We start from the raw sequence: 21,336 nt of genomic DNA on the forward strand, positions 1-21,336 counted from the left end.
ACGTGATTGATAAATCCGCCTTTGTGCATCCAACCGCCATTGTGGAAGAGGGCGCGTCGATTGGCGCGAACGCTCACATTGGTCCTTTTTGTATCGTTGGACCCCATGTCGAAATTGGTGAGGGTACCGTACTGAAATCTCACGTTGTCGTGAATGGTCATACTAAAATTGGCCGCGATAATGAGATTTATCAGTTCGCCTCCATCGGCGAAGTTAACCAGGATCTGAAATATGCTGGCGAACCGACCCGCGTGGAAATCGGCGATCGTAACCGCATTCGCGAAAGCGTCACCATTCATCGTGGCACAGTCCAGGGCGGTGGATTGACGAAGGTGGGCAGCGACAACTTACTGATGATCAATGCGCACATTGCGCACGATTGTACGGTAGGTAACCGCTGCATCCTCGCCAACAACGCAACGCTGGCGGGTCACGTATCGGTTGACGACTTCGCGATCATCGGCGGCATGACCGCAGTCCATCAGTTCTGCATCATTGGTGCGCATGTGATGGTTGGCGGCTGCTCCGGTGTGGCGCAGGACGTCCCTCCTTATGTCATTGCGCAGGGTAACCACGCAACGCCGTTCGGTGTCAATATCGAAGGGCTGAAGCGCCGCGGATTCAGCCGTGAGGCGATTACCGCTATCCGCAATGCGTATAAGCTGATTTATCGTAGCGGTAAAACGCTCGATGAAGTGAAACCGGAAATTGCTGAACTGGCGGAAACATATCCGGAAGTGAAAGCCTTTACCGATTTCTTTGCACGCTCAACGCGCGGTCTGATTCGTTAATGACTGAACAGCGTCCATTAACGATTGCCCTGGTCGCCGGAGAAACCTCCGGCGATATCCTGGGGGCCGGTTTAATCCGTGCTCTGAAAGAACGTGTGCCCAATGCCCGCTTTGTTGGTGTTGCCGGGCCACGAATGCAAGCCGAAGGCTGCGAAGCCTGGTACGAAATGGAAGAGCTGGCGGTGATGGGCATTGTTGAAGTGCTCGGGCGTCTGCGCCGCTTACTGCATATTCGTGCCGATCTGACAAAGCGTTTTGGCGAACTGAAGCCAGATGTTTTTGTCGGTATTGATGCGCCTGACTTCAATATTACCCTTGAAGGTAACCTTAAAAAGCAGGGGATCAAAACCATTCATTATGTCAGCCCGTCCGTCTGGGCGTGGCGACAGAAACGCGTTTTCAAAATAGGCAGAGCCACCGATCTGGTGCTCGCATTTCTGCCTTTCGAAAAAGCGTTTTATGACAAATACAACGTACCGTGCCGCTTTATCGGTCATACCATGGCTGATGCCATGCCATTAGATCCAGATAAAAATGGTGCCCGTGATGTGCTGGGGATCTCTCACGATGCCCACTGTCTGGCATTGTTGCCGGGCAGCCGTGGTGCGGAAGTCGAAATGCTTAGCGCCGATTTTCTGAAAACGGCCCAGCTTTTGCGCCAGACATATCCGGATCTCGAAATCGTGGTGCCGCTGGTGAATGCCAAACGCCGCGAGCAGTTTGAACGCATCAAAGCTGAAGTTGCGCCAGACCTGTCGGTTCATATGCTGGATGGAATGGGCCGTGAGGCGATGGTCGCCAGTGATGCGGCGCTACTGGCGTCGGGTACGGCAGCACTGGAGTGTATGCTGGCTAAATGCCCGATGGTCGTGGGATATCGCATGAAGCCTTTTACCTTCTGGCTGGCGAAGCGACTGGTGAAAACTGATTATGTCTCTCTACCCAATTTGCTGGCGGGCAGAGAGTTAGTCAAAGAGTTATTGCAGGAAGAGTGTGAGCCGCAAAAACTGGCTGCGGCGCTGTTACCGCTGTTGGCGAACGGGAAAACCAGCCACGCGATGCACGATACCTTCCGTGAACTGCATCAGCAGATCCGCTGCAATGCCGATGAGCAGGCGGCACAAGCCGTTCTGGAGTTAGCACAATGATCGAATTTGTTTATCCGCACACGCAGCTGGTTGCGGGTGTGGATGAAGTCGGACGCGGGCCGTTAGTTGGCGCGGTCGTCACCGCTGCAGTGATCCTTGACCCGTCGCGCCCGATTGCCGGGCTGAATGATTCCAAAAAGCTGAGCGAAAAACGCCGTCTGGCGCTCTGCGAAGAGATCAAAGAGAAAGCGTTGAGCTGGAGTCTGGGCCGCGCGGAACCCCACGAAATCGACGAACTGAATATTTTACACGCGACCATGCTGGCGATGCAGCGTGCCGTCGCTGGGCTGCATATTGCGCCGGAATATGTGTTGATTGATGGTAACCGCTGCCCGAAATTACCGATGCCTGCGATGGCTGTGGTGAAAGGCGATAGCCGCGTACCGGAAATCAGTGCCGCGTCTATCCTGGCGAAAGTGACGCGTGACGCCGAAATGGCGGCGCTGGATATTGTTTTCCCGCAATATGGTTTTGCCCAACACAAAGGGTATCCAACCGCTTTTCATCTGGAAAAACTGGCTGAATATGGCGCGACTGAACATCATCGTCGCAGCTTTGGGCCTGTCAAACGCGCACTGGGACTTGCGTCCTGATTCTTGTGTCGAGATTAAGTAAACCGGAATCTGAAGATGTCTGAACCACGTTTCGTACACCTGCGGGTGCACAGCGACTACTCGATGATCGATGGCCTGGCCAAAACCGCACCGCTGGTAAAAAAGGCGGCGGCGTTGGGTATGCCAGCACTGGCGATCACCGATTTCACCAACCTTTGTGGTCTGGTGAAGTTCTACGGAGCGGGACATGGCGCAGGGATTAAGCCTATCGTCGGGGCAGATTTTAATGTCCAGTGTGACCTGCTGGGTGATGAGTTAACCCACCTGACGGTGCTGGCGGCGAACAATACCGGCTATCAGAATCTGACGTTGCTGATCTCAAAAGCGTATCAGCGCGGGTACGGTGCCGCCGGGCCGATCATCGATCGCGACTGGCTTATCGAATTAAACGAAGGGTTGATCCTTCTTTCCGGCGGGCGCATGGGCGACGTTGGACGCAGTCTTTTGCGTGGTAACAGCGCGCTGGTAGATGAGTGTGTCGCGTTTTATGAAGAACACTTCCCGGATCGCTATTTTCTCGAGCTGATCCGCACCGGCAGGCCGGACGAAGAAAGCTATCTGCACGCGGCGGTGGAACTGGCGGAAGCGCGCGGTTTACCCGTCGTGGCGACCAACGACGTGCGCTTTATCGACAGCAGCGACTTTGACGCACACGAAATCCGCGTCGCGATCCACGACGGCTTTACCCTCGACGATCTTAAACGCCCGCGTAACTATTCGCCGCAGCAATATATGCGTAGCGAAGAGGAGATGTGTGAGCTGTTTGCCGACATCCCCGAAGCCCTTGCCAACACCGTTGAGATCGCCAAACGCTGTAACGTGACCGTGCGCCTTGGTGAATACTTCCTGCCGCAGTTCCCGACCGGGGACATGAGCACCGAAGATTATCTGGTCAAGCGTGCAAAAGAAGGCCTGGAAGAGCGTCTGGCCTTTTTATTCCCTGACGAGGAAGAACGTCTGAAGCGCCGCCCGGAATATGACGAGCGTCTGGAGACTGAACTTCAGGTTATCAACCAGATGGGCTTCCCGGGTTACTTCCTCATCGTTATGGAATTTATCCAGTGGTCGAAAGATAACGGCGTACCGGTAGGGCCAGGCCGTGGCTCCGGTGCGGGTTCACTGGTGGCCTACGCGCTGAAAATCACCGACCTCGATCCGCTGGAATTTGACCTGCTGTTCGAACGTTTCCTTAACCCGGAACGTGTCTCCATGCCTGACTTCGACGTTGACTTCTGTATGGAGAAACGCGACCAGGTTATCGAACACGTCGCGGACATGTACGGTCGTGATGCGGTATCGCAGATTATCACCTTCGGTACGATGGCGGCGAAAGCGGTGATCCGCGACGTAGGCCGCGTACTGGGGCATCCGTACGGCTTTGTCGACCGTATCTCGAAACTGATCCCGCCCGATCCGGGGATGACGCTGGCGAAAGCGTTTGAAGCCGAGCCGCAGCTGCCGGAAATCTACGAAGCGGATGAAGAAGTTAAGGCGCTGATCGACATGGCGCGCAAACTGGAAGGGGTCACCCGTAACGCCGGTAAGCACGCCGGTGGGGTGGTTATCGCACCGACCAAAATTACCGATTTTGCGCCGCTTTACTGCGATGAAGAGGGCAAACATCCGGTCACCCAGTTTGATAAAAGCGACGTTGAATACGCCGGGCTGGTGAAGTTCGACTTCCTTGGTTTGCGTACGCTCACCATCATCAACTGGGCGCTGGAGATGATCAACAAGCGGCGGGCGAAGAATGGCGAGCCGCCTCTGGATATCGCCGCGATCCCGCTGGATGACAAGAAAAGCTTCGACATGCTGCAACGCTCGGAAACCACGGCGGTATTCCAGCTTGAATCGCGCGGCATGAAGGACCTGATCAAGCGTCTGCAACCTGACTGCTTCGAAGATATGATCGCACTGGTGGCACTGTTCCGCCCCGGTCCGTTGCAATCAGGGATGGTGGATAACTTTATCGACCGTAAACATGGTCGCGAAGAGATCTCCTATCCGGACGTGCAGTGGCAGCATGAAAGCCTGAAACCGGTACTGGAGCCAACCTACGGCATCATCCTGTATCAGGAACAGGTCATGCAGATTGCCCAGGTGCTTTCTGGTTATACCCTCGGTGGCGCGGATATGCTGCGTCGTGCGATGGGTAAGAAAAAGCCGGAAGAGATGGCTAAGCAGCGTTCTGTATTTGCTGAAGGTGCAGAAAAGAACGGAATCAACGCCGAACTGGCGATGAAAATCTTCGACCTGGTGGAGAAATTCGCGGGTTACGGATTTAACAAATCGCACTCTGCGGCCTATGCTTTGGTGTCATATCAAACGTTATGGCTGAAAGCGCACTATCCGGCGGAGTTTATGGCGGCGGTAATGACCGCCGATATGGACAACACCGAGAAGGTGGTGGGCCTGGTGGATGAGTGCTGGCGGATGGGGCTGAAAATCCTGCCACCAGATATAAACTCCGGTCTTTACCATTTCCACGTCAACGACGACGGCGAAATCGTGTATGGTATTGGCGCGATCAAAGGGGTAGGTGAAGGTCCGATTGAGGCGATCATTGAAGCCCGTAATAAAGGCGGCTATTTCCGCGAACTGTTTGATCTCTGCGCCCGTACAGACACCAAAAAGTTAAACCGGCGAGTGCTGGAAAAACTGATCATGTCCGGGGCGTTTGACCGTCTTGGGCCACACCGCGCGGCGCTGATGAACTCGCTGGGCGATGCGTTAAAGGCGGCTGATCAACACGCGAAAGCAGAAGCCATCGGTCAGGCCGATATGTTCGGCGTGCTGGCAGAAGAGCCGGAACAAATTGAACAATCCTACGCCAGTTGCCAACCGTGGCCGGAGCAGGTGGTATTAGATGGGGAACGTGAAACGTTAGGTCTGTACCTGACGGGACACCCTATCAACCAGTATTTAAAAGAGATTGAGCGTTATGTCGGAGGCGTAAGGCTGAAAGACATGCACCCGACAGAACGTGGTAAAGTCATCACGGCTGCGGGGCTCGTTGTTGCCGCGCGGGTTATGGTCACCAAGCGCGGCAATCGTATCGGTATCTGCACGCTGGATGACCGTTCCGGGCGGCTGGAAGTGATGTTGTTTACTGACGCCCTGGATAAATACCAGCAATTGCTGGAAAAAGACCGCATACTTATCGTCAGCGGACAGGTCAGCTTTGATGACTTCAGCGGTGGGCTTAAAATGACCGCTCGCGAAGTGATGGATATTGACGAAGCCCGGGAAAAATATGCTCGCGGGCTTGCTATCTCGCTGACGGACAGGCAAATTGATGACCAGCTTTTAAACCGACTCCGTCAGTCTCTGGAACCCCACCGCTCTGGGACAATTCCAGTACATCTCTACTATCAGAGGGCGGATGCACGCGCGCGGTTGCGTTTTGGCGCGACGTGGCGTGTCTCTCCGAGCGATCGTTTATTAAACGATCTCCGTGGCCTCATTGGTTCGGAGCAGGTGGAACTGGAGTTTGACTAATACAGGAATACTATGAGTCTGAATTTCCTTGATTTTGAACAGCCGATTGCAGAGCTGGAAGCGAAAATCGATTCTCTGACTGCGGTTAGCCGCCAGGATGAGAAACTGGATATTAATATCGATGAAGAAGTGCATCGTCTGCGTGAAAAAAGCGTAGAACTGACGCGTAAAATCTTCGCCGATCTCGGTGCATGGCAGATTGCGCAACTGGCACGCCATCCACAGCGTCCTTATACCCTGGATTACGTTCGCCTGGCATTTGATGAATTTGACGAACTGGCTGGCGACCGCGCGTATGCAGACGATAAAGCTATCGTCGGTGGCATCGCCCGTCTCGATGGTCGTCCGGTGATGATCATTGGTCATCAAAAAGGTCGTGAAACCAAAGAAAAAATTCGCCGTAACTTTGGTATGCCAGCGCCAGAAGGTTACCGCAAAGCACTGCGTCTGATGCAAATGGCTGAACGCTTTAAGATGCCAATCATCACCTTTATCGACACCCCGGGGGCTTATCCGGGCGTGGGCGCAGAAGAACGCGGTCAGTCTGAAGCAATTGCACGCAACCTGCGTGAAATGTCTCGCCTTAGCGTACCGACTATTTGTACCGTTATCGGTGAAGGTGGTTCTGGCGGCGCGCTGGCGATTGGCGTGGGCGATAAAGTGAATATGCTGCAATACAGCACCTATTCTGTTATCTCGCCGGAAGGTTGTGCGTCCATTCTGTGGAAGAGCGCTGACAAAGCGCCGCTGGCGGCTGAAGCGATGGGTATCATCGCTCCGCGTCTGAAAGAGCTGAAACTGATCGACTCCATCATCCCGGAACCGCTGGGCGGCGCTCATCGTAACCCGGAAGCGATGGCGGCATCGTTGAAAGCGCAACTGCTGGCGGATCTGGCCGATCTCGACGTGTTAAGCACTGAAGATTTAAAAAATCGTCGTTATCAGCGCCTGATGAGCTACGGTTACGCGTAATTCGCAAAAGTTCTGAAAAAGGGTCACTTCGGTGGCCCTTTTTTATCGCCACGGTTTGAGGAGGCTATGATTAAGGAAGGATTTTCCAGGAGGAACACATGAACATCATTGCCATTATGGGACCGCATGGCGTCTTTTATAAAGATGAGCCCATCAAAGAACTGGAGTCGACGCTGGTGGCGCAAGGCTTTCAGATTATCTGGCCACAAAACAGCGTTGATTTGCTGAAATTTATCGAACATAACCCTCGAATTTGCGGCGTGATTTTTGACTGGGATGAGTACAGCCTCGATTTATGTAGCGATATCAATCAACTTAATGAATATCTCCCGCTTTATGCCTTCATCAACACCCACTCGACGATGGATGTCAGCGTGCAGGATATGCGGATGGCGCTCTGGTTTTTTGAATATGCGCTTGGGCAGGCGGAAGATATCGCCATCCGTATGCGGCAGTACACCAACGAATATCTTGATAACATTACGCCGCCGTTCACGAAAGCCTTGTTTACCTACGTCAAAGAGCGGAAGTACACCTTTTGTACGCCGGGGCATATGGGCGGTACCGCATATCAAAAAAGCCCGGTTGGCTGTCTGTTTTATGATTTTTTCGGCGGGAATACTCTTAAGGCTGATGTCTCTATTTCGGTTACCGAGCTTGGTTCGTTGCTCGACCACACCGGGCCACACCTGGAAGCGGAAGAGTACATCGCGCGGACGTTTGGCGCGGAACAGAGTTATATCGTTACCAACGGAACATCGACGTCGAACAAAATTGTGGGTATGTACGCCGCGCCATCCGGCAGTACGCTGTTGATCGACCGCAATTGTCATAAATCACTGGCGCATCTGTTAATGATGAACGATGTAGTGCCAGTCTGGCTGAAACCGACGCGTAATGCGTTGGGGATTCTGGGTGGGATCCCGCGCCGTGAATTTACTCGCGACAGCATCGAAGAGAAAGTTGCTGCCACCACGCAGGCACAATGGCCGGTTCATGCGGTGATCACCAACTCCACCTATGATGGCTTGCTCTACAACACCGACTGGATCAAACAGACGCTGGATGTCCCGTCGATTCACTTCGATTCTGCCTGGGTGCCGTACACCCATTTTCATCCGATCTACCAGGGTAAAAGTGGTATGAGCGGTGAGCGTGTTGCGGGAAAAGTGATCTTCGAAACGCAATCGACCCACAAAATGCTGGCGGCGTTATCGCAGGCTTCGCTGATCCACATTAAAGGCGAGTATGACGAAGAGGCGTTTAACGAAGCCTTTATGATGCATACCACCACCTCGCCCAGTTATCCCATTGTTGCTTCGGTTGAGACGGCGGCGGCGATGCTGCGTGGTAATCCGGGCAAACGGCTGATTAACCGTTCAGTAGAACGAGCGCTGCATTTTCGCAAAGAGGTCCAGCGGCTGCGGGAAGAGTCTGACGGCTGGTTTTTCGATATCTGGCAACCGCCGCAGGTGGATGAAGCCGAATGCTGGCCCGTTGCGCCTGGCGAACAGTGGCACGGCTTTAACGATGCGGATGCCGATCATATGTTTCTCGATCCGGTTAAAGTCACTATTTTGACACCGGGGATGGACGAGCAGGGCAATATGAGCGAGGAGGGGATCCCGGCGGCGCTGGTAGCAAAATTCCTCGACGAACGAGGGATCGTAGTAGAGAAAACCGGTCCTTATAACCTGCTGTTTCTCTTTAGTATTGGAATCGATAAAACCAAAGCAATGGGATTATTGCGTGGGTTGACGGAATTTAAGCGCTCTTACGATCTCAACCTGCGGATCAAAAATATGCTGCCCGATCTCTATGCTGAAGATCCCGATTTCTACCGCAATATGCGCATTCAGGATCTGGCGCAAGGGATCCATAAGCTGATTCGTAAACACGATCTTCCCGGTTTGATGTTGCGGGCATTTGATACCTTGCCGGAGATGATCATGACGCCACATCAGGCATGGCAGAGACAGATTAAAGGTGAAGTAGAAACCATTGCGCTGGAACAACTGGTCGGTAGAGTATCGGCAAATATGATCCTGCCTTATCCACCTGGCGTACCGCTGCTGATGCCGGGAGAAATGCTGACCAAAGAGAGCCGCACAGTACTCGATTTTCTACTGATGCTTTGTTCCGTAGGGCAACATTACCCCGGTTTTGAAACGGATATTCACGGCGCGAAACAGGACGAAGACGGCGTTTACCGCGTACGAGTCCTAAAAATGGCGGGATAACTTGCCAGAGCGGCTTCCGGGCGAGTAACGTGCTGTTAACAAATAAAGGAGACGTTATGCTGGGTTTAAAACAGGTTCACCATATTGCGATTATTGCGACGGATTATGCGGTGAGCAAAGCTTTCTACTGCGATATTCTTGGTTTCACGCTGCAAAGCGAAGTCTATCGCGAAGCGCGCGACTCGTGGAAAGGGGATTTGGCGCTTAATGGGCAATATGTGATTGAGCTTTTCTCATTTCCGTTCCCGCCGGAGCGCCCCAGCCGACCGGAAGCTTGCGGCCTGCGTCATCTGGCTTTTAGCGTTGATGATATCGATGCGGCAGTGGCGCACCTTGAAAGCCATAACGTGAAGTGTGAAGCCATCCGTGTCGATCCATACACGCAAAAACGCTTCACGTTCTTTAACGATCCGGACGGGCTGCCGTTGGAACTGTATGAGCAGTAAGGCTTGTCATCGCCGCATTTGCCCGGTAACGTGCCGGGCATTGCTACTGTAAAATCGCACCATCATGACACTCACGCTCAATAGACAACTTCTCACCTCACGCCAGATTCTGGTGGCCTTTAGCGGCGGGCTTGACTCCACCGTTTTGCTGCATCAGTTGGTGCAGTGGCGGGCGGAAAATCCGGGCGTCACTCTACGCGCTATCCATGTGCATCACGGTTTAAGTGCCAATGCCGATGCCTGGGTTACGCATTGCGAAAACATCTGCCAACAGTGGCAGGTGCCGCTGGTGGTCGAGCGCGTGCAACTTGCGCAAGAAGGACTGGGCATTGAGGCCCAGGCGCGGCAGGTGCGTTATCAGGCATTTGCTCGTACCCTATTACCCGGTGAAGTGCTGGTCACCGCGCAACATCTCGACGATCAATGTGAAACCTTTCTGCTGGCGCTAAAACGCGGTAGCGGCCCTGCCGGGCTTTCGGCTATGGGGGAAGTTTCGGAGTTTGCCGGAACACAGCTTATCCGCCCGTTGCTCGCCCGCACGCGGGGGGAACTGGAGCAGTGGGCATTGGCGCATGGTTTACGCTGGATTGAAGACGAAAGTAATCAGGACGACTCATACGATCGTAACTTTCTGCGCCTGCGCGTAGTGCCGTTATTGCAGCAGCGTTGGCCGCATTTTGCCGAAGCAACGGCCCGCAGCGCTGCACTTTGTGCTGAGCAAGAGAGCCTGCTGGATGAACTGCTGGCAGATGATTTAGCACACTGCCAAACGCCGCAGGGGACGCTGCAGATTGCGCCAATGCTGGCGATGAGTGATGCCCGTCGCGCGGCGATTATCCGCCGCTGGCTGGCAGGGCAGAATGCACCGATGCCTTCCCGCGACGCGTTGGTGCGGATCTGGCAGGAAGTGGCGCTGGCGCGAGAAGATGCTTCCCCCTGTTTACGTTTGGGGGCGTTTGAAATCCGCCGCTATCAATCGCAACTGTGGTGGATTAAATCCGTCACTGGGCAAAGCGAAACCATTCTGCCGTGGCAGACGTGGCTACAACCGCTGGAATTACCGGCGGCGCTGGGAAGTGTACAGCTTACTGCGGGAGGCGATATTCGCCCTCCGCGTGCAGACGAAGCGGTCAGCGTGCGTTTCAAAGCGCCTGGATTGCTACATATTGTCGGGCGCAATGGTGGGCGTAAGTTAAAGAAAATCTGGCAAGAGTTAGGCGTTCCGCCGTGGCTACGTGACACCACGCCACTGCTGTTTTATGGCGAAACGCTGATTGCGGCGGCAGGGGTATTTGTGACGCAAGAAGGTGTGGCTGAAGGTGAGAATGGCATAAGTTTTGTCTGGCAGAAAACGCTTAGTCAAGTGAAAGCCGGATAAGACGCATCAAACGTCGCATCCGGCGAAAGTCAATCAGGACTCGCTCACCACCACCGTACCGATTTCCGGGTGGCTAAAGCTGGTAATTTTATCCAGACGCAGCTCGCGGGTTGTACCAGCGGCCTCGACGACCAGATACTCCACATTTTTGCGGGAGACTAAATTGCTGGCCTTCGCCTGCAATTTTTCGCCATCTTTCAGCTCAAGTGTCAGCATTAAATGATGCTGGCAGGCGAGCTCAAGATTATCGTAATCATCACAATTGATTGGTTGATACGTATCATTCATTGACATAATCGCTCACCAGTAAGTTTGCCGCAGCGTATGCTGCTTTTTCCCTGACAGCCTCAGAAAGGGCGTCGTCGGCAGCCATTTCATTCAGCACTTTCAAAACGCAGCCCAGTGCGTCCGGAACGTATCCTAAGTCTCCGCTGGCGATTTCCGCGTACCGCTTGCGTATTAACTCACAATATTTTTCCACATGCCCTCCTGTCAGCACTCTGACTTAACCGTGGATGCAAGTCTAAGCCTACGAAGATAAACTCTGTTTCGCAAGGTGACTATACCACACTCATTTCTGCAATATCAGCGCCGCAACTGCACGTATTCCGTTACAATGGCCTCCTGATTCGAAAGGAGTTTTCTTATGGCGCTTAAAGCGACAATTTATAAAGCGACGGTTAATGTGGCCGATCTCGACCGCAACCAGTTTCTCGATGCCTCTCTGACGCTGGCGCGCCATCCTTCAGAAACCCAGGAGCGTATGATGCTGCGCCTGCTGGCGTGGCTGAAATATGCTGATGAACGTCTGCAATTTACCCGTGGTTTGTGTGCCGATGATGAGCCGGAAGCGTGGCTGCGTAACGATCACCTTGGCATTGATTTGTGGATTGAGCTGGGGCTGCCGGATGAGCGGCGGATTAAGAAAGCCTGCACCCAGGCCGCAGAAGTGGCGCTGTTTACCTATAATAGTCGGGCGGCGCAAATCTGGTGGCAGCAAAATCAGGGCAAATGTGTGCAGTTTGCCAATCTTTCCATCTGGTATCTGGACGATGAACAACTGGCGAAAGTAAGCGCCTTTGCCGATCGTACCATGACGCTGCAGGCAACGATTCAGGATGGCGTGATCTGGTTATCGGATGATAAGAATAATCTGGAAGTGAACTTAACCGTCTGGCAACAACCTTCATGATTGTGATTTCCCGACATGTTGCTATCCCCGATGGTGAGCTTGAGATCACCGCCATTCGTGCGCAGGGCGCGGGCGGGCAGCATGTTAATAAGACCTCAACGGCTATTCATCTGCGTTTTGACATTCGGGCGTCCAGCCTGCCAGAGTATTACAAAGAGCGTCTGCTCGCCGCCAGCCATCATTTGATCAGCAGTGACGGAGTGATTGTCATTAAGGCACAGGAATACCGCAATCAGGAGCTCAACCGCGAAGCGGCGCTGGCCCGGCTGGTGGCAGTGATTAAAGATTTAACAACAGAACAAAAAGCCCGACGACCCACGCGGCCCACCCGCGCATCAAAAGAGCGCAGGCTGGCATCGAAAGCACAAAAATCAAGCGTGAAGGCGATGCGCGGCAAAGTGCGCGGCGGTCGGGAATAAAAAGAAGGAATGGATGGTGAAAAAAGCGATAGTGACAGCGATGGCTGTAATCAGCCTCTTTACTCTGATGGGATGTAATAATCGGGCCGAAGTCGACACGCTTTCTCCGGCGCAGGCCGCTGAACTGAAGCCGATGCCGCAAAGCTGGCGCGGCGTGCTGCCGTGTGCCGATTGCGAAGGGATCGAAACCTCTTTGTTCCTCGAAAAAGATGGAACCTGGGTGATGAATGAACGCTATCTTGGTGCGCGTGAAGAGCCTTCCTCTTTCGCTTCCTACGGTACATGGGCGCGAACCGCTGACAAGCTGGTATTAACCGACAGCAAAGGTGAAAAGTCATATTATCGGGCGAAAGGAGATGCGCTGGAGATGCTCGATCGTGAAGGTAATCCGATTGAATCGCAGTTCAACTACACGCTGGAACCGGCGCAATCCAGTTTACCCATGACGCCGATGACCCTGCGGGGCATGTATTTTTATATGGCTGATGCGGCGACCTTCACTGATTGCGCGACCGGAAAACGTTTCATGGTAGCGAATAATGCAGAGCTGGAGCGTAGCTACCTGGCTGCGCGCGGTCATAGTGAAAAACCGATGTTACTGTCAGTAGAAGGTCACTTTACGCTTGAGGCTAATCCGGATACCGGTGCGCCAACCAAAGTATTAGCGCCCGATACGGCAGGTAAATTTTACCCGAACCAGGATTGCAGTAGTTTGGGGCAGTAAATTGAAAGCCGGAGCATTCTCCGGCTTTCATCACTGAGTCAGCCCAACAAAGCGGCCCGCCTTGATATAAATCCCAGGCTTCAGGTGCCCAACATACTGTAACTGCGTTTCTGGCTTAAACGCAGAGACATCGCCAGTACGCATATGCATCAGATCGGCAGGGCTAATCCAGCCCGATTGCGCCAGTGTAAGTGGATGCCCGGCTTTGGCAAATGCATCAGTGACAAATTCCGAACAAAACCACGATTTTTTGTCTCCTTCGCCCACAACGCTTAACTGCGCTTTCGCCAGGCCGCTGACGCACTGTTGGCGAAAATCCTCGGAGAACGGATTCAGTGAGCACATCTGGCGAGTCACCATAAAGGGAATAAATTCGACAATGCCGCGATAGTTGTAACCGCTATCTTTAATTTTGTTGGCGAACGCGGTGATATCTGTGGCTTGTTGCGGAGTAAGGTCCGGGACTCGTAAGACGAAAAGTTTATCACTGTGCTTCATCGCTTTTTTAAGGGAAACAATCTGGACACCATCCCCTGTCGCTTCGGCAACGTTATTATCACCCAGATAGATTGCAACGTGACTCACAGAGGAAGTGCTGAATACGCGGATACCAAATGAGGTTACCCCAAGGCTTGAGGAGAAAAGCAAATCGCCGGGTTTGAGATCTGGTTCCGTTATTTCTTTTATTGATTGTTCGGTGAAAGAGCTTTGATGCTGGAATTTAACAGCCCATGTTTTCGCCTCGGCATTTACCACTGTGGCTGATGAGTCTGGCTGGCTGATATCAACGGTACAGGCCGAAAGTACAAGAAAGCAGGGGAGAAGCAGGCGGCAGTACGCCTTTGGTTTATCCATTTTATACAATCCATGTAAAAAAGGGCCCCGAAATTCAGGACCCTTTCTGGCATCAGCCTTTAATCTGTTTCACCAGATAATCGACGATGTCACCAGTCTTAATTAACTGTTTCTCGCCGTTACGACGATATTTATATTCGATATCATCGTTGTCGAGGTTACGGTCGCCCAGCACAATAGTGTGCGGAATACCGATCAGTTCCATATCAGCAAACATCACGCCCGGACGCTCTTTGCGGTCATCCAGCAGCACTTCGATACCTTGTGCGCGCAGTTCGCTGTACAGTTTCTCAGCAAGTTCCTGTACGCGGAAGGATTTGTGCATGTTCATTGGCAGAATCGCCACCTGGAACGGCGCGATAGCGTCAGGCCATACGATGCCGCGTTCGTCGTAGTTCTGCTCAATCGCCGCTGCTACCACACGCGTTACACCGATACCGTAGCAACCCATCGTCAGGATTTGGTTACGGCCATCTTCACCCTGTACGGAGGCTTTCAGTGCTTCGGAGTACTTGGTACCCAGCTGGAAGATGTGACCGACTTCGATACCACGTTTGATCAGCAGCGTACCCTGACCATCCGGGCTTGGATCGCCAGCCACTACGTTACGGATATCCGCAACTTCCGGGGTTGCGACATCGCGATCCCAGTTGATACCGAAGTAGTGTTTGCCATCGATGTTAGCACCAGCAGCAAAATCACTCATCGCCGCAACAGTACGGTCAATTACTACCGGAATCGGCATGTTTACCGGACCCAGTGAACCCGGACCGGCTTTAACCACGGCACGAATTTCTTCTTCAGTCGCGAAAGTCAGCGGGCTTGCAACCTGCGGCAGTTTCTCAGCTTTAACTTCGTTCAGCTCGTGGTCACCACGCACCAGCAGCGCAACCAGTGGGAAGCTACTGCCTTCAACCGCTTTAACCAGCAGAGTCTTAACAGTTTTCTCAATCGGCAGATTGAACTGTTCAACCAGTTCCGCGATGGTTTTCGCGTTCGGCGTATCAACCAGCGTCATTTCCTGGGTAGCAGCAGCGCGCGGTTCTTTCGGCGCGATAGCTTCTGCCAGTTCAATGTTCGCTGCATAGTCAGAAGTATCGGAGAAGACCACATCGTCTTCACCGCTCTGCGCCAGCACCTGAAATTCGTGAGAGGCGCTACCGCCGATAGAACCGGTATCGGCCTGTACGGCGCGGAAATCCAGCCCCATGCGGCTGAATATTTTGCTGTAGGCCGCATACATTGCATCGTAGGTTTCCTGCAGGGATTCCTGAGAAGTATGGAAAGAGTAAGCATCTTTCATCAGGAATTCGCGGGAACGCATGACGCCGAAACGCGGACGCACTTCGTCGCGGAACTTGGTCTGGATCTGATAGAAGTTCAGCGGCAGCTGTTTGTAAGAGCTCAGCTCGTTACGAATCAGGTCAGTGATAACTTCTTCATGAGTTGGGCCGAGTACGAACGGACGCTCGCCACGGTCAACAAAACGCAGCAGTTCCGGACCGTACTGTTCCCAACGACCACTCTCTTGCCACAAATCGGCTGGCTGAACCACCGGCATTAACACCTCGATCGCACCGGCGTTGTTCATCTCTTCACGCACGATGTTTTCGACTTTTTTCAGAACGCGCACGCCGGTCGGCAGCCAGGTATATAACCCGGAGGCCAGCTTGCGGATCATCCCGGCGCGCAGCATCAGCTGATGGCTGATCACCTCGGCGTCGGCAGGTGTCTCCTTGAGAGTGGAGAGCAGGTATTGGCTAGTACGCATGTTGTTACGGTTCCAGTTGGAAGGTAGAACAGGCTCAAGGCGAGCCTGGGACAAAAAAAGTGATTTAGTTTACCAGTGCAAAAGAAATGTCAAAAGAGAAGGGCGTGAATTTAACGCGGTTCCAGCGCAAAGACTTCAAAACCTGCGTCGGTGACGCGCCAGCGAACGTTAAAATCATGCAGCCAGACGGCATAGGTTTTGCCCGTTTCCTCACCTTTACGATAGGCCGGGCGCGGGTCCTGCGCCAGTACTTCGCGGATAAACAGCGTTAACTGCGGATAACGCTTCTCCAGCGTCAAAAGCTGCTTTTCGACCTCTGCGGTAAAACACACCGCCATTTCTGCCGCTGGCGCACTTTGCGCATAGCTGGCACTGGCATCGGGAAGCGATTCGGCAAAGGGGAGATACGGTTTGATATCCACTACCGGCGTACCATCGACCAGATCCAGACTGCCGAGCTTCAGAATCACGCTGTCTTTATGGCAAACAACCTCTTTCAGCTCTACCAGCGACATACCAATTGGGTTAGGGCGAAAAGTGGAGCGCGTAGCGAAAACACCCATTCTGGCATTACCGCCAAGACGAGGCGGACGCACAGTCGGACGCCAGCCGCCTTCCATCGTTTGATGAAAGACGAAAAGGATCCATAAATGGCTGAATGCTTCCAGGCCGCGAACGGCGTCGGCCTGGTTGTAGGGAGCAATGAGATGTAGTTCGCCGTTGGCGCTTTTTACCAGACCTGGCTGGCGCGGAATGGCGAATTTTTCTTTATAGGGCGAGCGAATAACGCCTATTTGCTCGAACTGGAAACTGCTCATTTCGCCGTGATGTTAAGCGCAGAACCGATACATACAGCCTGACGATAGCAGCCTGGCGTACCGCTGGTGACTTCGCAGCTATGCAGTAATACCGCATTGGCTTTCATTTTCGAGGCGTTGATTTGCATCCGCTTACGTGCGGTTGGAATGCTCGGCGGAGAGTCCTGATTAGAGGCCTGGCAAGAGTCGCCACTGACTTCACCGAGATCGCGGAACGGTTTGCCGACTAATTCTTCTGCATTGGTATAAATTCGGACCGGCGTGGCGCGCGGCGCTTTCGGTTTTGCAGGCTCCGCTTTCGGCTGGGGTGCAGTGCTTTGAACGGGTTCGACAGGGGATCTGCTTAACATGGAACAGCCGCTTAGCATGAGTGCTACTAAACAGATCGGTAAAGCACGCATAGTATTTCCTCAATGTATGATCAAAACGTCAATATTGAATCAGGCGCTTGTAAAAATGACAAGACGGGCAAGCGCCCGTCCTGAATGATATTACAAATTGTGGAAACAGCCTAAATATTACCAGCCTTTAACAGCGCCGCCGTTAAACACTTTGTTTGCTGCTTCGTAAACTTCGTCAGACTGATAAGCCTGAACGAATTTCTTCACGTTTTCGGCGTCTTTGTTGTCTTCACGCGTTACGATCAGGTTTACGTACGGGGACTCTTTATCTTCGACAAAGATACCGTCTTTCGCTGGAGTCAGGCCAATCTGGCTGGCATAGGTGGTATTGATAACTGCCAGAGCGATTTGCGCGTCGTCCAGAGAGCGCGGCAGCTGCGGTGCTTCCAGTTCAACAATTTTCAGATTTTTTGGGTTCTCAACAACATCAAGAACGGTCGGCAGCAGGCCAACGCCATCTTTCAGTTTGATCAAGCCCACTTTTTGCAGCAGCAGCAGTGAACGACCAAGGTTAGTTGGGTCGTTTGGCACGGCAACCTGCGAACCATCCTGCAGTTCATCCAGTGATTTGATTTTCTTGGAGTAACCTGCAATCGGATAAACAAAAGTGTTGCCTACTGCGACCAGTTTGTAGCCACGATCTTTCAGTTGCTGATCAAGGTACGGTTTATGCTGGAAGGCGTTGGCGTCGATATCGCCTTTGCTCAATGCTTCGTTTGGCAGAACATAGTCGTTGAAGGTTACCAGCTCAACGTCCAGGCCATATTTGTCTTTCGCAACTTTCTGCGCGACTTCTGCAACCTGCTGTTCGGCACCAACAATCACGCCGACTTTAATGTGGTTTGGATCTTTTTCATCCTGACCGCAGCCTACCAGTGCCAGTGATCCAATCAGGGCTCCCACTGCCGCAAAGGTTTTGAATTTGAACGCCATACCTTATTCCTTCTTCAATTATTTATGTTGTGTTGAACGTTACTTGCGAGTGACAGCCCGGACGATGCGGTCGCCTGCGAACTGAATTAAATAAACCAGAATGACCAGCAATACCAGTACCGTATTCATCACCGTCGCGTTATAGCCGATGTAGCCATACTGATAGCCAATCTGACCTAAACCACCGGCACCGACTGCACCACCCATCGCGGAATAACCGACCAGGGTAATCAGGGTGATAGTCGCAGCGTTCACCAGACCCGGCAATGCTTCCGGTAACAGCACTTTACGGACGATCTGCATTGGCGTGGCACCCATTGCGCGGGAAGCTTCAATTAACCCGGTTGGGATCTCCAGCAGAGCGTTCTCGACCATACGGGCAATAAACGGTGCTGCACCAACGGTTAACGGAACAATCGCTGCCTGCAAACCAATCGATGTACCGACAATAACGCGGGTAAACGGAATCATCCATACCAGCAAGATAATGAACGGGATGGAACGGAAAATGTTCACAATCGCAGAAACGGTACGATACAGCTTCGCGTTAGCAATAATTTGCCCCGGACGCGTGACATAAAGCAGGACGCCAACCGGCAGACCAATCACAAACCCAAAAAATCCGGATACGAAGGTCATTGCCAGCGTTTCCCATACGCCACGAACCAGCAGCCACATCATCGGCTCAGACATAACCCAGTACCTCTACTTTTACATGGTGTTCCTGCAGCCAGGCAATGGCGGCTTGCGTATCTTGTTGTGTACCGTGCATTTCAGTCAGCATGATGCCGAACTTAACGCCACCGGCGTAATCCATCTGCGCACTAATAATGTTGTTGTTGACGTTGAAACGACGCGCGGTTTCAGAAAGCAGCGGGGCATCGACCGATTGACCGGTAAACTCCAGACGCAGCATCGGCACGCAGTCAGTGAATGGTTCCGCTTGCAGACGCTCCTGATAATCTTCCGGGATATCCAGATGCAGGGTCGACTGAATAAACTTCTGCGCCAGCGGCGTTTTCGGATGCGAGAACACTTCACTTACCGTGTCCTGCTCGATCAGTTCGCCATTACTGATAACCGCCACGCAATCACAAATGCGCTTCACAACGTCCATTTCGTGGGTGATCAACAGAATCGTCAAACCCAGACGGCGGTTGATGTCTTTAAGCAGTTCGAGAATAGAACGTGTCGTTGCCGGGTCCAGCGCGCTGGTGGCCTCATCACACAGCAATACTTTGGGATTGCTGGCTAACGCACGGGCAATCGCCACACGTTGTTTCTGCCCACCGGAAAGGTTAGACGGGTAACTATCATGCTTATCGCCAAGACCAACCAATGACAGTAATTCTGTCACGCGACGTTTAATCTCGTCTTTCGGCGTGTTGTCCAGCTCCAGCGGCAGTGCCACGTTGCCAAAAACAGTGCGCGAAGAGAGCAGGTTAAAATGCTGGAAAATCATACCAATCTGGCGGCGAGCTTTGGTCAACTCGGATTCTGACAGCGTGGTCAGTTCCTGACCATCGACCAGCACGCTACCCTCGGTTGGGCGCTCCAGCAGGTTTACACAACGGATAAGCGTACTTTTACCCGCGCCTGAGGCACCGATAACGCCATAAATTTGTCCAGCTGGCACATGCAGGCTGACGTTGTTCAACGCCTGGATGGTGCGGGTGCCCTGGTGGAACACTTTGGTGATATTCGAAAGTTTTATCATTGATTATTTATTATCGTCATTAAGTTAGTCGTGGCATTTCGAATGCCTGAAACGGGCAACGCCGTCAATGAAATGGATGTTAAGGCATCCAGACGTCTAAATCAATCAGGTTTATGCGAAGAGCACTTTCTTGCAGGTCGAAACATGCGATACTAGCGTCACATGCCTTATTAAGGAGCTATAAAAGGTGGCGAAGAGCGTACCCGCAATTTTTCTTGACCGTGATGGCACCATTAATGTCGATCACGGTTATGTCCATGAGATCGACAACTTTGAATTTATCGACGGTGTTATTGACGCCATGCGCGAGCTAAAAAAAATGGGCTTTGCGCTGGTGGTAGTAACCAACCAGTCTGGCATTGCTCGCGGTAAATTTACTGAAGCACAGTTTGAAACGCTGACCGAGTGGATGGACTGGTCGCTGGCGGACCGCGATGTCGATCTGGATGGTATCTATTATTGCCCGCATCATCCGCAGGGTAGTGTTGAAGAGTTTCGCCAGGTCTGCGACTGCCGCAAACCACATCCGGGGATGCTTTTATCGGCACGCGATTATTTGCATATTGATATGGCCGCTTCTTATATGGTGGGCGATAAATTAGAAGATATGCAGGCAGCGGCTGCGGCGAACGTGGGAACAAAAGTGCTGGTGCGTACGGGTAAACCTGTTACGCCTGAAGCAGAAAACGCGGCGGATTGGGTGTTAAATAGCCTGGTAGACCTGCCGCAAGCGATAAAAAAGCAGCAAAAACCGGCGTAATGATTAAAAGATGAGCGGTTGAAATAAAAATGCATTTTTCCGCTTGTCTTCCTGAGCCGACTCCCTATAATGCGCCTCCATCGATACGGCGGATGTGAATCACTTCACACAAACAGCCGGTTCGGTTGAAGAGAAAAATCCTGAAATTCAGGGTTGACTCTGAAAGAGGAAAGCGTAATATACGCCACCTCGCGACAGTGAGCTGAAAGCCACGTCGCAACTGCTCTTTAACAATTTATCAGACAATCTGTGTGGGCACTCGAAGATACGGATTCTTAACGTCGCAAGACGAAAAATGAATACCAAGTCTCAAGAGTGAACACGTAATTCATTACGAAGTTTAATTCTTTGAGCATCAAACTTTTAAATTGAAGAGTTTGATCATGGCTCAGATTGAACGCTGGCGGCAGGCCTAACACATGCAAGTCGAACGGTAACAGGAAACAGCTTGCTGTTTCGCTGACGAGTGGCGGACGGGTGAGTAATGTCTGGGAAACTGCCTGATGGAGGGGGATAACTACTGGAAACGGTAGCTAATACCGCATAACGTCGCAAGACCAAAGAGGGGGACCTTCGGGCCTCTTGCCATCGGATGTGCCCAGATGGGATTAGCTAGTAGGTGGGGTAACGGCTCACCTAGGCGACGATCCCTAGCTGGT

At 52.6% G+C, this 21,336-nt stretch carries 21 protein-coding genes and 1 rRNA gene; 13 read left to right on the forward strand and 9 right to left on the reverse strand.

Features of this window, described 5'->3' with window-relative positions; genetic code table 11:
• Positions 1-2 precede the first annotated feature (2 nt).
• From lpxA to tilS, 8 genes are all read left to right on the forward strand, one after another.
• Complete coding sequence (lpxA, locus tag ACJHX7_RS14680; protein ID WP_000565966.1) at positions 3-791, forward strand: acyl-ACP--UDP-N-acetylglucosamine O-acyltransferase; 789 nt, start codon at positions 3-5, stop codon at positions 789-791.
• The gene (gene lpxB, locus ACJHX7_RS14685; protein WP_032172721.1) at positions 791-1,939 is read left to right on the forward strand and encodes a lipid-A-disaccharide synthase; all 1,149 of its coding nucleotides are present in this window, start codon (positions 791-793) and stop codon (positions 1,937-1,939) included. Before lpxA ends, lpxB begins: the two co-directional genes overlap by 1 nt.
• Positions 1,936-2,532 (forward strand): ribonuclease HII, encoded by a 597-nt coding sequence (gene rnhB, locus ACJHX7_RS14690; protein WP_022645197.1) that lies wholly within the window; start codon positions 1,936-1,938, stop codon positions 2,530-2,532. The genes lpxB and rnhB overlap by 4 nt, the downstream gene beginning before the upstream one ends.
• 36 nt (positions 2,533-2,568) lie before the next feature.
• Positions 2,569-6,051: a DNA polymerase III subunit alpha gene (gene dnaE, locus ACJHX7_RS14695; RefSeq protein WP_032172724.1), complete on the forward strand. Its 3,483-nt coding sequence runs from the start codon at positions 2,569-2,571 to the stop codon at positions 6,049-6,051.
• Positions 6,052-6,063: 12 nt separating this feature from the next.
• The gene (gene accA / locus ACJHX7_RS14700) at positions 6,064-7,023 is read left to right on the forward strand and encodes an acetyl-CoA carboxylase carboxyl transferase subunit alpha (protein WP_000055746.1); all 960 of its coding nucleotides are present in this window, start codon (positions 6,064-6,066) and stop codon (positions 7,021-7,023) included.
• 98 nt (positions 7,024-7,121) lie between these two features.
• Positions 7,122-9,263: a lysine decarboxylase LdcC gene (ldcC, locus tag ACJHX7_RS14705; RefSeq protein WP_094029996.1), complete on the forward strand. Its 2,142-nt coding sequence runs from the start codon at positions 7,122-7,124 to the stop codon at positions 9,261-9,263.
• Between the two features lie 56 nt (positions 9,264-9,319).
• Positions 9,320-9,709, forward strand: coding sequence for a VOC family protein (locus ACJHX7_RS14710; protein WP_000901098.1), 390 nt, complete (start codon positions 9,320-9,322; stop codon positions 9,707-9,709).
• A gap of 64 nt (positions 9,710-9,773) precedes the next feature.
• The gene (tilS, locus tag ACJHX7_RS14715) at positions 9,774-11,087 is read left to right on the forward strand and encodes a tRNA lysidine(34) synthetase TilS (RefSeq protein ID WP_094029995.1); all 1,314 of its coding nucleotides are present in this window, start codon (positions 9,774-9,776) and stop codon (positions 11,085-11,087) included.
• A gap of 33 nt (positions 11,088-11,120) precedes the next feature.
• On the opposite strand, the gene rof is transcribed toward tilS, so the two are convergent.
• Together rof and ACJHX7_RS14725 are read right to left on the reverse strand one after the other, a co-directional pair.
• The gene (rof, locus tag ACJHX7_RS14720; protein WP_000062317.1) at positions 11,121-11,381 is read right to left on the reverse strand and encodes a Rho-binding antiterminator; all 261 of its coding nucleotides are present in this window, start codon (positions 11,379-11,381) and stop codon (positions 11,121-11,123) included.
• Positions 11,368-11,568 carry a YaeP family protein gene (locus ACJHX7_RS14725; protein WP_000417058.1) on the reverse strand — a complete coding sequence of 67 codons (201 nt, stop codon included), beginning with the start codon at positions 11,566-11,568 and terminating at the stop codon, positions 11,368-11,370. The genes rof and ACJHX7_RS14725 overlap by 14 nt, the downstream gene beginning before the upstream one ends.
• A gap of 165 nt (positions 11,569-11,733) precedes the next feature.
• On the opposite strand from ACJHX7_RS14725, the gene ACJHX7_RS14730 reads away from it, so the two are divergent.
• From ACJHX7_RS14730 to nlpE, 3 genes are read left to right on the forward strand one after another with little or no spacing between them, the layout of a single operon-like run.
• A complete protein-coding gene (locus ACJHX7_RS14730; RefSeq protein WP_094029994.1) occupies positions 11,734-12,279 on the forward strand; it encodes a YaeQ family protein in 546 nt (181 codons plus the stop codon).
• Positions 12,276-12,698 (forward strand): alternative ribosome rescue aminoacyl-tRNA hydrolase ArfB, encoded by a 423-nt coding sequence (gene arfB / locus ACJHX7_RS14735; protein ID WP_094029993.1) that lies wholly within the window; start codon positions 12,276-12,278, stop codon positions 12,696-12,698. The genes ACJHX7_RS14730 and arfB overlap by 4 nt, the downstream gene beginning before the upstream one ends.
• Before the next feature lie 13 nt (positions 12,699-12,711).
• Entirely contained in the window at positions 12,712-13,422 is a 711-nt protein-coding gene (gene nlpE, locus ACJHX7_RS14740; protein ID WP_065226120.1) for an envelope stress response activation lipoprotein NlpE, read from the forward strand.
• 30 nt (positions 13,423-13,452) lie between these two features.
• On the opposite strand, the gene ACJHX7_RS14745 is transcribed toward nlpE, so the two are convergent.
• The 7 genes from ACJHX7_RS14745 to metN form a co-directional block, all read right to left on the reverse strand.
• Positions 13,453-14,277, reverse strand: coding sequence for a YaeF family permuted papain-like enzyme (locus ACJHX7_RS14745; RefSeq protein ID WP_094029992.1), 825 nt, complete (start codon positions 14,275-14,277; stop codon positions 13,453-13,455).
• Positions 14,278-14,329: 52 nt separating this feature from the next.
• Complete coding sequence (gene proS, locus ACJHX7_RS14750) at positions 14,330-16,048, reverse strand: proline--tRNA ligase (RefSeq protein WP_024248085.1); 1,719 nt, start codon at positions 16,046-16,048, stop codon at positions 14,330-14,332.
• Between the two features lie 110 nt (positions 16,049-16,158).
• Positions 16,159-16,866 (reverse strand): tRNA (N6-threonylcarbamoyladenosine(37)-N6)-methyltransferase TrmO, encoded by a 708-nt coding sequence (gene tsaA / locus ACJHX7_RS14755; RefSeq protein ID WP_094029991.1) that lies wholly within the window; start codon positions 16,864-16,866, stop codon positions 16,159-16,161.
• The gene (rcsF, locus tag ACJHX7_RS14760) at positions 16,863-17,267 is read right to left on the reverse strand and encodes an Rcs stress response system protein RcsF (RefSeq protein WP_001202329.1); all 405 of its coding nucleotides are present in this window, start codon (positions 17,265-17,267) and stop codon (positions 16,863-16,865) included. The genes tsaA and rcsF overlap by 4 nt, the downstream gene beginning before the upstream one ends.
• Before the next feature lie 117 nt (positions 17,268-17,384).
• Positions 17,385-18,200, reverse strand: coding sequence for a methionine ABC transporter substrate-binding lipoprotein MetQ (gene metQ, locus ACJHX7_RS14765; RefSeq protein WP_000874226.1), 816 nt, complete (start codon positions 18,198-18,200; stop codon positions 17,385-17,387).
• A 39-nt stretch (positions 18,201-18,239) separates the two neighbouring features.
• Positions 18,240-18,893, reverse strand: a complete 654-nt coding sequence (locus ACJHX7_RS14770; RefSeq protein WP_001294600.1) for a methionine ABC transporter permease MetI — start codon at positions 18,891-18,893, stop codon at positions 18,240-18,242.
• A complete protein-coding gene (metN, locus tag ACJHX7_RS14775) occupies positions 18,886-19,917 on the reverse strand; it encodes a methionine ABC transporter ATP-binding protein MetN (RefSeq protein ID WP_000593994.1) in 1,032 nt (343 codons plus the stop codon). Before metN ends, ACJHX7_RS14770 begins: the two co-directional genes overlap by 8 nt.
• 187 nt (positions 19,918-20,104) lie before the next feature.
• Between metN and gmhB the strand changes: the two genes are divergently transcribed.
• Together gmhB and ACJHX7_RS14785 are read left to right on the forward strand one after the other, a co-directional pair.
• Positions 20,105-20,677: a D-glycero-beta-D-manno-heptose 1,7-bisphosphate 7-phosphatase gene (gene gmhB, locus ACJHX7_RS14780; protein ID WP_094029990.1), complete on the forward strand. Its 573-nt coding sequence runs from the start codon at positions 20,105-20,107 to the stop codon at positions 20,675-20,677.
• A 365-nt stretch (positions 20,678-21,042) separates the two neighbouring features.
• Positions 21,043-21,336: ribosomal RNA gene (locus ACJHX7_RS14785) — 16S ribosomal RNA — on the forward strand; the annotation flags it as partial.

The organism is Escherichia sp. WS1451 (assembly GCF_046487365.1).
Classification (GTDB): domain Bacteria; phylum Pseudomonadota; class Gammaproteobacteria; order Enterobacterales; family Enterobacteriaceae; genus Escherichia; species Escherichia coli.

Bases quoted from the DNA above. Each gene is read 5' to 3' on its own strand.
- rof (WP_000062317.1), bottom strand. From the start codon at position 11,381: ATGTCAATGAATGATACGTATCAACCAATCAATTGTGATGATTACGAT.
- ACJHX7_RS14710 (WP_000901098.1), top strand. From the start codon at position 9,320: ATGCTGGGTTTAAAACAGGTTCACCATATTGCGATTATTGCGACGGAT.
- metQ (WP_000874226.1), bottom strand. From the start codon at position 18,200: ATGGCGTTCAAATTCAAAACCTTTGCGGCAGTGGGAGCCCTGATTGGA.
- metN (WP_000593994.1), bottom strand. From the start codon at position 19,917: ATGATAAAACTTTCGAATATCACCAAAGTGTTCCACCAGGGCACCCGC.
- rcsF (WP_001202329.1), bottom strand. From the start codon at position 17,267: ATGCGTGCTTTACCGATCTGTTTAGTAGCACTCATGCTAAGCGGCTGT.
- lpxB (WP_032172721.1), top strand. From the start codon at position 791: ATGACTGAACAGCGTCCATTAACGATTGCCCTGGTCGCCGGAGAAACC.
- tsaA (WP_094029991.1), bottom strand. From the start codon at position 16,866: ATGAGCAGTTTCCAGTTCGAGCAAATAGGCGTTATTCGCTCGCCCTAT.
- dnaE (WP_032172724.1), top strand. From the start codon at position 2,569: ATGTCTGAACCACGTTTCGTACACCTGCGGGTGCACAGCGACTACTCG.
- rnhB (WP_022645197.1), top strand. From the start codon at position 1,936: ATGATCGAATTTGTTTATCCGCACACGCAGCTGGTTGCGGGTGTGGAT.
- accA (WP_000055746.1), top strand. From the start codon at position 6,064: ATGAGTCTGAATTTCCTTGATTTTGAACAGCCGATTGCAGAGCTGGAA.
- tilS (WP_094029995.1), top strand. From the start codon at position 9,774: ATGACACTCACGCTCAATAGACAACTTCTCACCTCACGCCAGATTCTG.
- ACJHX7_RS14770 (WP_001294600.1), bottom strand. From the start codon at position 18,893: ATGTCTGAGCCGATGATGTGGCTGCTGGTTCGTGGCGTATGGGAAACG.
- ACJHX7_RS14745 (WP_094029992.1), bottom strand. From the start codon at position 14,277: ATGGATAAACCAAAGGCGTACTGCCGCCTGCTTCTCCCCTGCTTTCTT.
- proS (WP_024248085.1), bottom strand. From the start codon at position 16,048: ATGCGTACTAGCCAATACCTGCTCTCCACTCTCAAGGAGACACCTGCC.
- ldcC (WP_094029996.1), top strand. From the start codon at position 7,122: ATGAACATCATTGCCATTATGGGACCGCATGGCGTCTTTTATAAAGAT.
- arfB (WP_094029993.1), top strand. From the start codon at position 12,276: ATGATTGTGATTTCCCGACATGTTGCTATCCCCGATGGTGAGCTTGAG.
- ACJHX7_RS14730 (WP_094029994.1), top strand. From the start codon at position 11,734: ATGGCGCTTAAAGCGACAATTTATAAAGCGACGGTTAATGTGGCCGAT.
- nlpE (WP_065226120.1), top strand. From the start codon at position 12,712: ATGGTGAAAAAAGCGATAGTGACAGCGATGGCTGTAATCAGCCTCTTT.